The organism is Taibaiella chishuiensis (genome assembly GCF_003014535.1).
Classification (GTDB): Bacteria; Bacteroidota; Bacteroidia; order Chitinophagales; family Chitinophagaceae; genus Taibaiella; species Taibaiella chishuiensis.
Window position 1 is genome coordinate 307,342 of record NZ_PYGD01000001.1, and the last position, 16,502, is coordinate 323,843.

The 16,502-nt window shown below is 51.7% G+C and carries 11 protein-coding genes; 6 read left to right on the forward strand and 5 right to left on the reverse strand.

Going from position 1 to position 16,502, the window contains the following annotated elements:
- Positions 1-43: 43 nt before the first annotated feature.
- Together murI and B0I18_RS01290 are read right to left on the reverse strand one after the other, a co-directional pair.
- Positions 44-868 carry a glutamate racemase gene (gene murI / locus B0I18_RS01285; protein ID WP_106520840.1) on the reverse strand — a complete coding sequence of 275 codons (825 nt, stop codon included), beginning with the start codon at positions 866-868 and terminating at the stop codon, positions 44-46.
- 130 nt (positions 869-998) lie between these two features.
- Entirely contained in the window at positions 999-1,661 is a 663-nt protein-coding gene (locus tag B0I18_RS01290; protein ID WP_106520841.1) for a hypothetical protein, read from the reverse strand.
- 208 nt (positions 1,662-1,869) lie between these two features.
- Here B0I18_RS01290 and B0I18_RS01295 point away from each other — a divergent pair, with 208 nt between their 5' ends.
- From B0I18_RS01295 to B0I18_RS01315, 5 genes are all read left to right on the forward strand, one after another.
- Positions 1,870-3,153 (forward strand): hypothetical protein, encoded by a 1,284-nt coding sequence (locus B0I18_RS01295; RefSeq protein WP_106520842.1) that lies wholly within the window; start codon positions 1,870-1,872, stop codon positions 3,151-3,153.
- A 10-nt stretch (positions 3,154-3,163) separates the two neighbouring features.
- Entirely contained in the window at positions 3,164-3,604 is a 441-nt protein-coding gene (locus B0I18_RS01300; RefSeq protein ID WP_106522015.1) for a QcrA and Rieske domain-containing protein, read from the forward strand.
- 33 nt (positions 3,605-3,637) lie between these two features.
- Positions 3,638-4,741, forward strand: coding sequence for an imelysin family protein (locus B0I18_RS01305; RefSeq protein ID WP_106520843.1), 1,104 nt, complete (start codon positions 3,638-3,640; stop codon positions 4,739-4,741).
- Positions 4,742-4,837: 96 nt separating this feature from the next.
- Positions 4,838-6,208 (forward strand): di-heme oxidoreductase family protein, encoded by a 1,371-nt coding sequence (locus B0I18_RS01310; RefSeq protein WP_106520844.1) that lies wholly within the window; start codon positions 4,838-4,840, stop codon positions 6,206-6,208.
- Between the two features lie 227 nt (positions 6,209-6,435).
- Positions 6,436-8,223, forward strand: coding sequence for a DUF885 domain-containing protein (locus B0I18_RS01315; protein ID WP_106520845.1), 1,788 nt, complete (start codon positions 6,436-6,438; stop codon positions 8,221-8,223).
- 162 nt (positions 8,224-8,385) lie between these two features.
- Here B0I18_RS01315 and B0I18_RS01320 read toward each other — a convergent pair whose 3' ends face one another.
- Both B0I18_RS01320 and B0I18_RS01325 read right to left on the reverse strand, forming a co-directional pair.
- Positions 8,386-8,871 (reverse strand): hypothetical protein, encoded by a 486-nt coding sequence (locus B0I18_RS01320; RefSeq protein WP_106520846.1) that lies wholly within the window; start codon positions 8,869-8,871, stop codon positions 8,386-8,388.
- 213 nt (positions 8,872-9,084) lie between these two features.
- Positions 9,085-11,487, reverse strand: a complete 2,403-nt coding sequence (locus B0I18_RS01325) for an alpha-ketoacid dehydrogenase subunit alpha/beta (protein ID WP_106520847.1) — start codon at positions 11,485-11,487, stop codon at positions 9,085-9,087.
- 220 nt (positions 11,488-11,707) lie between these two features.
- Between B0I18_RS01325 and pafA the strand changes: the two genes are divergently transcribed.
- Positions 11,708-13,354 carry an alkaline phosphatase PafA gene (gene pafA, locus B0I18_RS01330; RefSeq protein WP_106520848.1) on the forward strand — a complete coding sequence of 549 codons (1,647 nt, stop codon included), beginning with the start codon at positions 11,708-11,710 and terminating at the stop codon, positions 13,352-13,354.
- Positions 13,355-13,566: 212 nt separating this feature from the next.
- Here the strand turns inward: pafA and uvrA are convergent, their stop codons facing one another.
- Entirely contained in the window at positions 13,567-16,413 is a 2,847-nt protein-coding gene (uvrA, locus tag B0I18_RS01335; protein ID WP_106520849.1) for an excinuclease ABC subunit UvrA, read from the reverse strand.
- Positions 16,414-16,502: the final 89 nt, after the last annotated feature.

A 16,502-nucleotide genomic window follows, 5' to 3' on the forward strand; every position in this document is an offset into this window, starting at 1 on the left:
CGTCTTTAACAGGGCATCTCTCGCCGGTTCAGGACGGCCGGTATTACAATTCGAGATGCACATGACTGGCCCGCACCGCTTCGCCAAAGAAGCGGGTCGCATTTTCTTCGAAATCGGCGACCGAGTCGGTAGTAAAAAAACGCTTGGTACCGCCCTTGCTCACCCGGGTTTCCATTTCGGGATGGCGCTGCAGGTAAGCGGTAAGACTCTCGGCTACCAGGTTGCCTTGTCCCAGCAGGGTAATATCCTTATCGGGCAGGAACTTGCGGATCTTATCGGCCAGCAGGGGATAATGGGTACAGGCCAGCAATACGGTATCGATATCGTCTGACTGGGCAAAGAGCAGTTCGAGATCATGGCGGATGTAGTAGTCGATACCCTCGTCCTGGTAATCGCCGTTTTCGATAAAGGGCACCCACAGGGGGCATGCATGCTGGAACACTTCAATATCGGGATAAAAATTGCTGATCTCTTTCAGATAGGAGCCCGAATTGACCGTACCCCTTGTGCCCAGCACCCCTACCTTTTTGGTATGGGTATATTGTCCGACCACCTCTGCTGTAGGCCGGATCACACCCAGTACTCTTTTTTCCGAGTCGATACGGGGCAAGTCGATTTGCTGGATATTACGCAGGGCCTTGGCCGATGCGGTATTACAAGCCAGGATCACCAGCGGGCAACCCTGTTCGAAAAACCACTCCACGCACTGCAGGGTATACTCATAAACGGTTTCGAACGAACGGTTGCCATAAGGCGCGCGGGCATTGTCTCCCAGGTAGAGATAATCATACTGTGGCAGCTGGTCTGCTATGGAACGAAAGACGGTGAGACCGCCGTAACCGGAATCGAAAATACCTATTGGCTGCATAAGCGCTTCGTAACAATCTGTTTTTGAGCTTAAAGAAGATCGGCTAAGGTAGTTAAAAGATTAAGGCTATCCACCCGCAACAGCGGGTAGATAGCCTTAAAATAATCCTAACAAATGAATCTATGATGAATTAGTCGTCTGTCTTACACATTTTTATATATTCTGCATTCACCTCTTTACCCCATGATGGCATGGTAATATCATCGCCGGTTTCTTTGGCAAAATAACCATCCGCTTTTTCGAAATACTCGAGCGCATTTTTCTTACCGCCGCCAAACATTTTAGGGGTATAGAACTTGCTGGTACCTTTCAGGAAATAGATCCTCGGGTTGGCCTCATTATCTTTCTTAGCGCTTTCCAGGTTGTCTTCGAAGATCTTGCCGTATTTCTTCCAGCGTTTTTGCGGGTCTACGCCTATACGGGCATTGGCAGCCATTGCGGTAAGCGCATAAATTTCAGATTGTTGCTGTTTATTGTTCTTATCGGATAAGGAAGCGGCAGTGCTTAACAGGTCGTCGGCTTCGTCGAGCAGGGCGTCTTTTTTAGCGGCGTCTTTCTCGTCATAGTTCAGCAGTATTTTACTCCAGGCGGCATAGTAGGCGGCCGACCATTCTGTATTGAATTTTTTGGCGATCAGGCCGAAACGGTTGCTTTGGTTCAACTTTTCCTGGGCGTCTTTGGTCTCGTTAAAAGCCTTATAAGTTGTTGCCAGGGTAGTTTTGTAATCCTGGGCAAATACGCCATAGGTCATACTTACCAGGAAAAGTGTTGCGAGTAAAATGCGTTTTTTCATAAACAGGATTGTTTTATTTTTAGAACACAAAGCTACGGGAAGATACTACGCTGCCCGCAAGCCGTTTCGGTAAAAGAGCGATAATTTTCGGCAGAAAGCCCTTTTTCTTTTGTAATAATTTTGTCATTCTTTCCGGGCGACCTTAAAATCTTCCTGCTTTTTTATTTCCTTTGCGGGCAATTTTAATAAAAGGCCGGAAGGCATAGTAATGTATAAAAATATACTGTTGGGGTTGAGCCTGTTGCAATTCAGTTTTTTTGCACATGCACAGGACGAAGGAGCTGCACCTAAAACAAAGTGGCAAAGTGGCATGACGCCAGCCCAACAACTCATTGCCAATACCGGCGAGGACCTGCTTACCGGGGGCAATGCCGGCCATTCGCAAACTGTGATATCCGGCTATGGCCAGGCTTCTTACACACGTGATTTCCAGTACAAAACTTCAAAGGTCAACCTCGACCGGGTCGTGCTTTTCGTAGGTCACCAATTCAATAGCAAGCTCGCTTTCTTTTCCGAGCTCGAGATTGCAGATGCCCGCATCGAGGGTGGCAAACCCGCCGGCGAAGTGGGTATGGAACAGGCCTACCTGAAATTCAGCCTGAACCCCAGGCAGTATTTCGTAGCCGGTCTCTTTATACCCCGTATCGGTATTCTTAACGAAAACCACCTGCCTACGAACTTCAACGGTACGGAACGCCCCTTGGTAGAGCAGCTCGTTATTCCCTCCACCTGGCGCGAACTGGGCATCGGCTTTTACGGCCAGATGAGCACCCTGCCCGTAGCCTACAGCATTGCCGTGGTCAACGGCCTGGATGCCGGTAAGTTTACCCATGGCACCGGTATCGGCGATGGTAAAGGCGGCGGACAGATGGCCAGTGCCAACAACCTTGCGGCAACCGCATCGGTAAGGGCCTTCGTAGGCGATTTCCAGATACAGCTATCGGGTTATGCAGGCGGTACCATCGGCCTCAGCCCTTATGTAGCCGACAGTCTCAACGTAGAATCGGGCATGCTTGCAGCCCCGGTTTACCTGGGCGAAGCCAATGTACAGTATTCGAAAGGCGGCTTCTCCGCCAAGATCCTGGGTACATATGTAAGCTACCCGAAAGCCAGCGATATCAACAGGACTTATGCCAACAATGTGCCGCAAAGTATGTACGGCACCTATGCCGAAGTAAGTTATAACCTGTTTGAATCCATCAAAAACGAAAAGTTCGAAGATAAACAACTGGTCGCCTTTGCCCGTTACGAGCGCCTCGACCTGAACGCCAAAATCCCTGCCAACGGGATCTACGACGGCACCCTGAAACAATCGCATTTCTTGCTGGGCCTGGGTTACCTTCCGGTACCCAATGTGGTGATCAAGGCCGATGTTCGCCTCACCAGCACAGGACCGTTCAATAAGTCGCTACTGATCAATCCGCCGCCGGTAATGCGGGACTACCCGCAACAGAATACCTTTCTCAATATCGGGATCGGTTATTCCTTCTAAAGCACAGCTTATGGACAGAAGAAAATTTTTGAAAGATACCTGTGGCGCCTGCGCGGCAGTCAGCATAGGACTTATCCTGGGCTCTTCGCTGCTCGAATCCTGTGGCAGCACAGGTCTGAGCGTGCTTAAAACATCGGCCACGGGCAATAAGGTGAGCCTGCCTTTGCAAACCTTCGACCAGGGCAATTTTAAACTGGTGCGGGTAAACAATTACAGTTTCGACATTGCAGTACAAAAACTGGAAGACGGCAGTTTTCGCGCATTGGTGCTGATGTGTACCCATGCCAAACACCCGCTTACCAAAGCCGGCAGCGGTTATTTCTGCACCCTGCACGGCAGCAAGTTTTCGGAAAGCGGCAAAGTAGAAAAAGGCCCGGCCTCCCGGCCTTTGTTACACCTGCCGGCTGAAGTACAGGATGGCAACCTGGTCGTTACACTCACAACCGTTTAATTTTTTCTTATCCACATATCCATTCCAATTTCTATGAAGAAATATGCACTTTTAACCCTGGCTGGCAGCGCGCTTTTTGCAGCGACCCTTTCCAGTTGCAGCAGCGATAAAAAAAACCCGGAACCCCAGGTTGATTTCAACACCCTGAAAACCCAGGTACTGACCGATTTCGTAGACGTAGTGGCCAACCCGCTTTACCTCGATTTCAAGAATAAGGCAACCGATCTGAATGCCGCGGTAACCCTGCTGGCAAGCAACCCGACCCAGGCCAATCTCGAAGCGGCACGCAACGCCTGGAGAGCAGTACGTGTGATCTGGGAACAAAGCGAAGGTTTTCTGATCGGGCCCGTAGACGATGACAGCTATGACCCTTATATGGATACCTGGCCAACCGACCATAACGCTATGGACAACCTGCTGAACAGCGGTACGCCACTTACCCTTGATTACCTGGCCGGCCTTAACAATCCTGAAGATGAAGCAGAACTGACCCTGCGCGGCTTCCACCCGCTGGAGTACCTGCTCTGGGATACGGATGGCAACAGGCAGGCATCCAGCTTTACTGCCAGGGAAAAAGAATACATGGTAGCCCTCGCCGGCGATATCCTCAACAACGTAACCAAACTGCAGGCCAGCTGGTTGCCCGGCGATATCTACTTCGGCAAGGAACTGGCCACACCCGGCACAGGCAGCCGTTATGAAAACAAACATGACGCCTTAAGCGCTATTGCCAGCGCCCTTACCGATATCTGTGCCGAAGTGGGCGATGGTAAAATGGTAGATCCATTTAACCCCGCCGATTCTACAAAAACAGAATCACCCTACTCGCACAACTCGATAGCCGACTTTAAAAACAACATTATCGGTGCGCGCAATGTATACCTCTGCACGTATAACAACAAAACCGGCAAAAGCCTGAGCGACCTCGTTAAGGCCAACAACGCTTCGCTGGATAACGAGATCCGTCAACGTTTTGATATTGCGATCTCTTCGTTCGACGGTATTACCACCACCTTCGAACAGGCGATCTACAACCAGCGCAGCCAGGTGCAGAACACCCTTGGCGCACTGTCATCGCTGAAAGAGAGTGTTGAAGGCAAACTGATCCCTTATATCAAACAGTACGTAACAGACTAAACCCTGTTATCTTACACGATCAATCCTGCCAGGCAGCCGGTGGCGTCTGGCAGGATTTTTGAATAAAGCCATTTACCCCATCTTATCATTAGCACGATGAAGAAGCTTAGTGTTGTCTGCTGCTTATTACTTATTGTATTTACAGGGGTGCTCTGCCGCAAGGCACAGCCTTTCCCCGAAGAGTCGTTCGATACGCGCTTATCCGGTGGCGCAGCTACCGTATTTCTATCCAACTCGAAGGCATTCGGCTCTGAAATACCCGGGCTTACCGGTTACGATGCGTTTATGCATGAGCTGGGCGACCTGCTGTTCAACCAGACCTTCGTATCGGCGCCTGCGCCACAATTTGGCGGCCTCGGCCCTATATACAATAACGTATCCTGTGTAAGCTGTCATCATAACGATGGCAAAGGCACGCCCACTATGGGCCTGATCACCTCGTCACTACTGACCAAGATCAGTATACCGGGTACCGATATCCATGGCGGCGCCCTGTCTATACCGGGCTTTGGCTCGCAGTTCCAGGACAAGGCGACCAGCACCAAAAAGGCCGAAGGAAAGATAACGATCAGTTATACCGAAGAGCCTTTCAGTTTTGCCGATGGCGAAAAAGCCTCGCTGCGCCGCCCCACCTATACCCCCAACAATACTTACCTGCCTTTGCCCGCAGGCGCTATGCTCTCGGTAAGGCTTGCCCCGCCTGTATTTGGCCTGGGACTATTGGAGCTGATCCCCGAAAGCACCCTGCTTTCGTATGCCGATGAGACCGACGCCAATGGCGACGGCATTTCGGGCAGGCCCAATTATGTGTATAACCCGCATAGCCGCCAAAGGGAAATAGGCCGCTTCGGCCTTAAAGGCAATAACCCTAATATCCTGGTACAGGTGGCAGGCGCTTTCCACCAGGATATGGGCATTACCAATTATGTATTCCCCGAAGAAAGCAGCTTTGGCCAGATCCAGTACGACCCTTACGATGGTACTGATATTGCAGACAGTACGCTGGATGCCGTAGTGTTCTATATCCGCAGCCTGGCCGTACCGGCCCGCCGCAATGTAACCGACCCGGTAGCCTTACGCGGCGAACAGCTGTTCAACCAGCTGAACTGCTCCGGCTGCCATATTCCCACGGCTTATACCGGTGTGGACGTGCGACTGCCTGCGATCAGCAACCAGCGCATACACGCCTATACCGACCTGCTGCTGCACGATATGGGACCAGGCCTGGCCGATGGCCGCCCCGACTACCTGGCCGATGGCAACGAATGGCGTACGCCGCCACTCTGGGGCATAGGTCTTTTTGCCAAGACCAACGGTACCCCGTTTTACCTGCACGATGGCCGGGCACGTACGCTTATGGAAGCGATCCTGTGGCATGGCGGCGAAGCAGAACGTTCCAAAACCGCCTTTACCAAACTCAGCAAGGATGATCGCGATGCCCTGATCAAATTCCTCTCTTCGCTTTAATATATCCAGACATTTAAAGGCTGCTTCCGGCAGCACGCGAAAAGTCCCGGCGACCTTGTCCCGGGACTTTTTGTGTATTGTTGAACCCGGTGACAGGCCGGGTCGAAGGAAAAACGGGGACTTGCGTCCTGCTCTACGCACAAATAACGTACTTTCGGACATGCCGGTACACTATGTGGCTTACCGGCCGCTCATTTAACAGGATCCACATCGCAAAATCCGCAATAATGAAAGCACTTGCCCTGAAATGGCGCCGTATGGCGCTGGCCTTGTCCCTCCTGGCCTGCAGCCCACTGCTGCATGCCCAGGATAATACCGCCAATATCCCGTTGCAGAAACTCTTCGGACGTTACTACGAAGAGTACCTGCAGTTGTATCCACTGGCGGCAACCGCAACCGGCGACCCGCGCTACAACGACCAGTTGCCCAATACCGGTTCCGCACCGTTTATTAAAAAACAGCATGACTTCTATACGCGTTATGCCGCCGAGCTGAAAACCATACCTTATAACAAGCTCAATTCCGACGACCAGGTTTCCTACGCCATACTCAAAGATATTATCGACCGCAGCCTGGAAGGCGAGCAGTTCCACAACGAATACATGCCGGTAAACCAGGTGTTCTCGCTTACGCTCGAACTCGGGCAACTGGGCTCGGGCAGGGGTTCACAGCCTTTTAATACCGTGCAGGATTATGAAAACTGGATCAAAAGAGCTACCGCCTTCAGCGACTGGACCGATACCGCCATTGCCAATTTCCGCAAGGGGATAGCAGCCGGTATCGTATTGCCCAAAGCCCTGGTCGAAAAAGTAATACCCCAGCTCGATAACCTGGCGCAGCAGGATGTTACCAAAAGTGTATTCTACGGCCCGGTAAAACAGTTTCCCGAAAGCTTCAGCGCTGCAGATAAGACCAGGCTTACGGCGGCTTATGAAAAGCTGATCCGCGAACAACTTAATGTATCCTATAACAAGCTGAACCGCTTTCTGAAGGAAGAATATATGCCCCATGCCCGTCAGAGCTCCGGCATATCGGACCTGCCCGATGGCAAGGCCCGCTACCGGTATTGCATCTATAACTATACCACTACCCGTAAAACGCCCGAAGAGCTTTACAAGACCGGGCTAAGCGAAGTAGCGCGTATTACCGCTGAGATGGAAAAGGTAAAAAAGGAAATCGGCTTCAAAGGCAGCCTGCAGGAGCTTTTTACCTTTATGAAGACCGACCCGCAGTTTATGCCTTTCAAGACCAATAAGGAAGTGCTGGACGCCAACTTTGCATTGCTGAAAAAGGTGGAACCGCATCTCTCCGAATACTTCGGTGTACGGCCTAAGACTCCGTTCGAGATCCGGGAGGTGGAATCGTTCCGGGCTGCATCGGCACCGCCGCAGTACAATTTCGGCAACCTGGAACTTAACCGGCCCGGCATTTACTACTTCCCCATACTCGACCCTACGAAGGTGAATGTAACCGGCTGGCCTATGGAGGCGGTATTCCTGCACGAAGCCATACCGGGCCATCATTACCAGATCTCCCTGCAGCTCGAAAATAAAAGCCTGCCACAGTTTCGTCGCAACAATTTCAGTGCTGCCTTCGTAGAGGGCTGGGGCCTCTATGCCGAATCGCTGGGCAGCCTGCTGGGCTGTTATACCGACCCTTACCAGAAGCTGGGCGCCTATGGTACCGAGATACACCGTGCCATACGCCTCGTTACCGATGTAGGGCTGCATACCGGCAAGATGACGCGCGAACAAGCCATAAAATACATGATGGATCACGAAGCAATTGCCGAGGCCACAGCCACCCTGGAGATAGAACGCTATATGGCCGCCCCGGGCCAGGCCCTCAGTTATAAAACAGGCGAACTCAAGATCAAAGAACTGCGTGACCGGTATCAACGCAAGCTGGGCAGCCGTTTCCAGCTTAAGGAATTTCATGACGCCCTGCTCAAAGGCGGGGCTATGCCGCTCGATGTATTTGAGGCGTATATGAACGCCTGGGCCGCAACACAGTAACCACCCGGGTGCCAACATAACAAAAGCGCTGCCGCAATAATTGCCGGCAGCGCTTTTTTACATTCCTGGTTCCGGGTCGGGGACCTGGGCCTTGCTGACCGCCCGAGGGATAGGGGACCTGGCGGACAAGGATCTTTATACAAGCAACGCAAGGCCGCTTTACTATTGTACTTTCATACCCACTTTATGGGCAAATGCTTCCTGTGCTTTACCGGCTTCGTCTTCCAGTTTGGAGATCTTATCGCTGGTTGCATTGTAGCTATCGATCACCTTATTGTACTCGTCTACATTATCGGTACCTTTTATCGATGCCAGCTTCTGCAGTTCTGGGATCGCTTCGGTTTTTACAGTGTTCAGCACGGCCACCACCTTGTTGTGGAAATCTTTGGCGTCGTCCGAAGGTTTCAGACCGTTCAATACGCCCAGGCAGCTGTCGGTAGTGCTGCTCATATGCTTCAGCGCTGCATCGGCATTTTCCTTGGTAGACCCTTCGGCGGTGATCTTGTTCACATCATTACCGAAATTGTTGACATAACCTGCGTAGAGGCCAACTACTGTTTCATTGTACTTCTGGGCATTTTGCTGGGTACAGCTGTTAAAGGCTACTGCCGCTGCTGCTGCCAGCACGAGGGTTTTAATTTTGTTCATGTGCATAGTATTTTAAATGAATAAAGTAGTTGCAAAGATGTATGCTTTGGTAAAAATAAAATGATAAACTCCTGTGAAAAAGACAGAATGGATATCTGCGGCGCTTCGGCTTAAATCCGTTCTGCTGCCGTGTAAATCTGTACCCGCGCGGCATAGCAAAAAAGCCGGCCCATAAAGGACCGGCTTCTGCCTGGTTATTTCCAGGATTAAAACTTATTCCGCCATGATCTCTTCGATCACGGCAGCGATATCTTCTGCATTAGGTTTGGAGAAATAGTCGCCATCGGTAGCATAGGCAGGCCTGTGCGGCTGTGCGGCAATGGTACGCGGTGCGGCATCCAGCCAGCGGAAACCGCCCTGGAGCTCCATTACCTGCTGGAACATGTACGCAGAAGCGCCACCCGGTACGTCTTCGTCGATAAACACGATACGGCTGGTTTTCTTCAGCGACTCCACAATACGACCCGTAGTATCGAAAGGCAGCAGGGTCTGCACATCGATCAGTTCGCAGCTGATGCCCTGCGGCTTCAGGTACAGTTCGATGGCTTCCTGGATTACCCGCAGGGTAGAACCGTAGGATACGATGGTAATATCGTCGCCTTCCTGCAGTACTTCGGGTATACCGAAAGGAACGGTAAATTCGGCAAGGTTATCCGGCATTTTTTCTTTCAGGCGGTAGCCGTTCAGGCATTCTACCACCACTGCAGGCTCATCGCTCTGCAGCAGGGTATTGTACATACCGGCCGCCTGCACCATATTACGCGGCACGCAGATATGCATACCCCTCAGCGAATTGATGATCATGCCCATAGGCGATCCGCTGTGCCAGATACCTTCGAGGCGGTGTCCGCGCGTACGGATAATAAGGGGACACTTCTGCCCGCCTTTGGTACGGTATTGCAGCGTAGCCACATCGTCGCTCAATGGCTGCAGACCATAGAGCAGGTAATCGAGGTATTGTATTTCGGCAATGGGGCGTAAGCCTCTCAAAGCCATACCCAGGCCCTGGCCTACGATGGTGGCCTCACGGATACCGGCATCGCTGATACGCAGCTCGCCATATTTTTCCTGCAGACCGGCAAAGCCCTGGTTTACATCGCCGATCTTACCTACGTCCTCGCCAAAGGCGAATACGGCCGGGTTGGCGGCGAAGGTATGATCAAAGAATTTATTCAGGATTTCGAAACCGTTCAGCATAGCGCTGTTGTCGCTGTAAGCGGCTTTCACCTCTTTGATATTGGCTACGGCGCTTGCAGACTGCGAGTGCAGGTGCGAGTTGAATTTATCGCGGGCATCGGCCTTCAGTTCTTCGTAGAAATTACGCAGGTGCTGTACGGCAGAACTATTGCCGGCGCTGTATTTGAGAATGCGCTGGGTAGTACGCAGCACATCTTTGCGGATCGGTTCTTTAATGCCGTTCAGTTCGGCAACCAGGCTGGAAATATAGGCTGCATTGTCGCCGCCTTCGTTTACTACTTCATTGGAGAGGCTGGTGCAGGTGCTGATCTGGTCTTTAATCGGTTGCAGGAATTTGTTCCAGGCCGTTTGTTTGCAATTCCTTGCATAGTCTTTAGCCTGCTCTTCGAGCGCTACCAGTTCGTCTTCGTTGGCAATCGCATTTTCGAGTACGAATTCACGCAGCTTTTTGATACAGTCCATTTCCTTTTCCCATTCCAGGCGCTCTTTGCTTTTGTAGCGTTCGTGCGAGCCGGAAGTAGAGTGGCCTTGCGGCTGTGTTACTTCCTGGATATGGAAGAGGGCAGGGATATGGGTTTCGCGGATACGCTCCACGCCTTTCTTAAAGGTTTCTACGAGTGCGGCATAGTCCCAGCCTTTAACGCGATAGATCTCTACGCCGCTATCCAGCTTTTCGTCGTATTGCAGACCGGAAAGCGCCTCGGAGATGGAGTTTTTGGAGGTCTGGTAAGCCCGTGGCACGGAGATACCGTAACCATCGTCCCATACACATACGGCCAGGGGCACTTTAAGTACGCCGGCGGCATTGAGGGTTTCCCAGAAGAGGCCCTCGCTGGTAGAGGCATCACCGATGGTACAAAAACTTACTTCATTACCGTTCTTCGAAAATTTCTCGAAGCCGGTCTTGAGGTTGTCTGCGTTCCGGTACATCTTGGAGGCGTAAGCCACGCCGAGCGCGCGTACCATCTGTCCTGCCGTAGGCGATATATCGCTGGTGGAGTTAGGTTGTGCCGTCAGGTCTTTCCATTCACCGTTATCGTCGATCCAGCGGGTGCCATAGTGCCCGTTCATCATACGGCCCGCGGAGGCAGGCTCTTCTTTAATGTCGGGGTTGGCATACAGCTGCGCAAAAAATTGTTCTACGTCACTCATACCGGTGGCAAACATCAGGGTCTGATCACGGTAGTAACCCGAACGGATATCCCCGGGTTTAAAACATTTTGACAATGCGATCTGTCCCAGTTCCTTACCATCGCCGAATATGCCGAATTTCGCTTTTCCTGTCAGTACTTCTTTTCGTCCGATAAGGCTCGCTTCGCGACTGGTAACAGCCAGTTCGTAATCCTTCAGCACTTCCTGTCTGAATTCTTCAAAAGATAGTTTTCCGTTGGCTAAGCTTTTGTTTTGAGTAGCGCCCATATTTAATAAATTATGAAACAAAGATAATATATAGCGGGCAAAGCCCAAAACTTGTCGTGCTAAGGCTTACGGGCTGCGGCATACAACAGATAGGAGAAAAGCGTATCTGCCCCCTGCGGGCCATAAGGCCCAATGGGGAAATAACTGAAAAATAACCTGATTCCGGTACCTTTTTGGGACATTTGCAAATATTTTCTTCCTGAAAAGATTCGCACTAATTATGAAAGTAAACCGTATGTTGCTCGCCTTGCTGCTCCCTTTTGCAACCGGGGCGGCCGTTGCCCAAAGCCCTAAACCCGTTAAAACCGTAGAACGCCCCAAACTGGTGGTCGGCATCGTAGTCGACCAGATGCGCTGGGATTACCTCTATCGCTTTTACAACCGGTATAGCGAAGGCGGCTTTAAACGGCTGATGAACGACGGCTTTAACTGCCAGAACACCTATATCAGTTACCTGCCCTCGTTTACCGCGCCGGGCCATACCTGTATCTACACCGGCTCTGTACCGGCCCTGCATGGCATTGTAGCCAACGACTGGGTGGACATACGCACCAATAAAGAATGGTACTGTACCGAAGATACGACCGTACAAAGCGTAGGCGGCGGTAAAGCAGGCCTGATGAGCCCACGCAACCTGCTGGCCTCTACCATTACCGACGAGCTGCGCCTGGCTACCAATTTCAAGTCCCGCACCTTCGGTATCTCCATCAAAGACAGGGGCGCCATATTGCCCGCAGGCCACGCCGCCAATGCCGCTTATTGGTACGACGGCGAAAACGGCAGCTTTATTTCCAGCAATTTTTATATGCAGCAACTGCCGCAATGGGTGCAGGACTTCAACAAACGCAACCTGAACGACAGCCTGATGAAGCTGAACTGGAACACGCTTTATCCCATAAATACCTATACAGAGAGTACAACCGACGACAATGCCTACGAAGGCATTACCAAAGGCGAGAGCCGGCCGGTATTCCCGCACCAGACCTCGCTGTCGGTGGGTAAAGACAAAGGCGCCATACGCGCCACGCCTTACGGCAACACCATTACCCGCCTGATGGCAGAGGCCTGTATCGACGGCGAACAACTGGGCCGCAACAGCACCACCGACTTCCTGGCCGTAAGCTTTTCGAGCACCGACTATGTAGGCCACCAGTATGCACCCAACTCGATCGAGATCGAAGATACCTACCTGCGCTTCGACAAAGACCTGGAACTCTTGCTGAGCTTCCTCGATAAAAAAGTAGGCAAAGGCAATTATACCGTATTCCTGACCGCCGACCATGGCGGAGCACATAACCCGACCTTCCTGAACGACCATCGCCTGCCCGGCAAATCGGTTACCATCAATAAGATCAACAAAGAGCTGAACCAGTTCCTGGCTGCCAAATTTAAAGACACCTCGCTGGTAAGCTCGCTGATGAACTACCAGGTATACCTTAACGAAAAGGCGATACAGAACAGTAAGCTGGACCGGGAACAGGTACGTAACGAGATCATCAACTGGTTCCGGGTACAGGAAGGCGTAACCCAGGTTATCGACCTCGAACACCCCGACAAGAGCGTGGTACCCGAACCCGTAAAATCGATGGTGACCAATGGTTATTTTGCCAACCGTTGCGGCAGCATACAGATCATACTCAACCCGGGCTGGTTTAGCGGTTATGGCACCACCGGCACTACGCATGGCAGCTGGAACCCTTACGATACCCATATCCCGCTGCTGTGGTACGGCTGGGGTATTAAAAAAGGCGAAACATCGCGCACTACCCATATGACCGATATCTCGGCCACCTTGGCCGCACTGCTACACATACAGGCGCCCAGCGCCTGCGTGGGCGAAGTGATCCAGGAAGTAAAGAGCAAATAGGACTATTTTGCGTTACCTCCTTTACAGAAGACGTTGCAAGGAAAATAAAATGTCTCGCTGCGGCGCGGCGAGACATAAACAGAGGTGATAAAAACAAATAGCGCTAATTGCACGACCTCGTTATAGAAGACCTTGCGACGAAACAAAATATAAAGCGGGACCATCTTTAAACAGATGGCCCCGCTTATTTAAAATACAATGTGGATTAACAGTTATTTCCGGCGTCGCGTTGTCCTCAGCTCTTCTTTAAGGTAAAGCCCGGTATGACTGCCTTCACAGGCCGCAATGTCTTCGGGCGTGCCGGCGCACATGACCGTACCGCCGCCACTACCGCCTTCCGGACCGATATCGATCACATAGTCGGCCACTTTTACCATATCCAGGTTGTGCTCGATCACGACTACGGTATTACCGCGTTCTACCAGCCGGTCCAGTACCGCCAGCAGATGTTTGATATCTTCGAAATGCAGGCCTGTCGTAGGTTCGTCGAGAATATAGACCGTTTGGCCCGTATCTTTTTTAGAGAGTTCGGTAGCCAGTTTTACCCTTTGGGCCTCACCGCCGCTCAGCGTTACCGCACTTTGGCCCAGGGTAATATAACCCAGACCCACTTCGTTCAGGGTCCTGATCTTACGGTGCAGCGAAGGTATGTTTACAAAAAACTCGGTCGCCTCTTCCACGGTCATATTCAGGATATCGGAAATCGACTTGCCTTTGTACCGGATCTCCAGCGTTTCGCGGTTATACCGGCGGCCGTTACATTTTTCGCAGGGCACATATACATCCGGCAGGAAGTTCATCTCGATCACTTTCATACCGCCGCCCTGGCAGGTTTCGCAGCGCCCGCCCTTTACGTTAAACGAAAAACGGCCGGCGTTATACCCCCTGATCTTGGCTTCGGGCACCTGCGCCATCAGTTGGCGGATGTCGGTAAAAAAGCCGCAATATGTAGCCGGGTTGCTGCGCGGCGTACGGCCGATCGGGCTTTGATCGATCTCGATCACTTTATCGACATGTTCCAGTCCTTCGATCTTCTTATAAGGCATCGGCTGCATTTTAGAAGCCGGGAAACAGTGCCGCGAAAGGATGGGATATAAGGTTTCATTGATCAGCGTACTCTTACCGCTGCCCGATACGCCGGTAACACAGGTAAAAGTTCCCATTGGTATGGTAATGCTTACGTTCTTCAGGTTGTTGCCGGTAGCGCCTTTCAGCACCAGCTTCTTACCATTGCCCTTCCTGCGTTCGGCGGGCAATTCGATCTGCGCCTTGTTATTGATATATTGCGCGGTAATGCTATTGCTCTTCAACACCTCTTTCGGCGTGCCTTCGGCCACGATACGGCCGCCATGGAAGCCGGCTGCAGGCCCCATATCGATCAGGTAATCGGCAGCCATCATAATATCTTTATCATGCTCGACCACCAATACCGAGTTACCGCCATCGCGCAGGTTTTTCAGTGCATTGATCAGCCGGTGGTTGTCGCGCTGGTGCAGGCCTATCGAAGGCTCGTCGAGAATATAGGTAATCCCCATCAGTTGCGAGCCGATCTGCGTAGCCAGGCGTATACGCTGACTTTCGCCGCCGCTCAGCGTACGGGTAGGCCGGTTGAGCGAGAGGTAATGCAGGCCTACTTCCAGCAGGAAGCTCAGCCGGTCGCGGATCTCGGTCAGGATGTCCTTGGCAATAACCTGTTGTTTTTTATTCAGTTTCTTTTCGATGCCGGTAAAAGCTTCCTGCAGGCCGCTTAGTGACAACTGTGCATATTCGGCAATGTTGCTGCCGGCTACCTTAAACCACAGGCTTTCTTTTTTCAGGCGTGTACCGCCACAATCCGGGCAGTCGTCGAGCACCATAAATTGCTCAGCCCAGTCACGCACATAATCGGAGGTAGACTCGCTGAACCAGCGCAGCATCATATTCAATACACCTTCGTAATCGTTGCCTTCGAGCAGGTAGCTATATTCCGAAGCCTCGTCGGGCTGGTAGGATAGCACGCCTTCCTCGTTGCCGTACAACATGAGGTTCAGTTGCTGGGCGGGCAGGTCTTTGATCGGTTTATTCAACGCGATCTTATTTTTTTTCGCAAAGGCTTCGGCCTGTTGCCAGCTGCCGGCTTCGCGCTTTTCGCCCAGCGGCGCGATACCGCCTTCGCTGATGTTTTTATTTTTATCCGGCATCACCTCTTCCATATTGATCCGGTGCACTACGCCCAGGCCTTTACAGGCCGGACAAGCACCGTAGGGCGAGTTGAAGGAAAAGGAGTTGGGCGAAGGATCTTCGTAGGACAGGCCGCTTTCGGCGTCCATCAGGTGTTTGCTGTATTGCGTTACTTTACCACTTTCGTGGTCCTGCACGAACAATAGCCCTTTGCCCAGGTCGAGCGCCTTCTGCAGGCTCTGGTTCAGCCTTACGGCATCTGCCGCATTCACTTCCAGGCGATCTACCACCAGCTCTATATCATGGATCTTATACCGGTCTACCTGCATTTTTTCACGCAGTTCTTCGATCTTGCCGTCGATACGCACTTTTACATAACCCTGTTTGCGCAGCTGTTCGAACAACTCGCGGTAGTGTCCTTTACGGCCACGGATCAGGGGGGCCAGCAGTACGATCTTTTTATGGTTAAGCTGTTCGCGGATATGCATGGCGATCTCCTCTTCGGAGTAGCGCTGCATTTCGCGGCCGCTTTCGTAACTGTAGGCAATACCGATACGCGCAAAAAGCAGGCGCATAAAATCGTATACTTCCGTTACGGTGCCTACGGTAGAACGCGGGTTGCGGTTGGTGGTTTTTTGTTCGATCGAGATTACGGGCGAGAGACCAGTGATCTTATCGACATCGGGCCGCTCGAGGTCGCCCATAAACTGCCGGGCATAGGCCGAGAAGCTTTCCATATACCGGCGCTGCCCTTCGGCATAAATGGTATCGAAAGCCAGCGACGACTTACCGCTGCCGCTTAAGCCCGTAATGACCACTAATTTATTTTTAGGTATGTGCGCGTCGATATTTTTCAGGTTATGCACCCGCGCACCATACACATTCAGGTTATCAGACATAAAGAGATTCCGGGATTTACGGAATGATTGTACAAGGAAAAATGAAGACGCAAATTTACGTCAATTTGCAGGCTGCAAAATTACGGAAG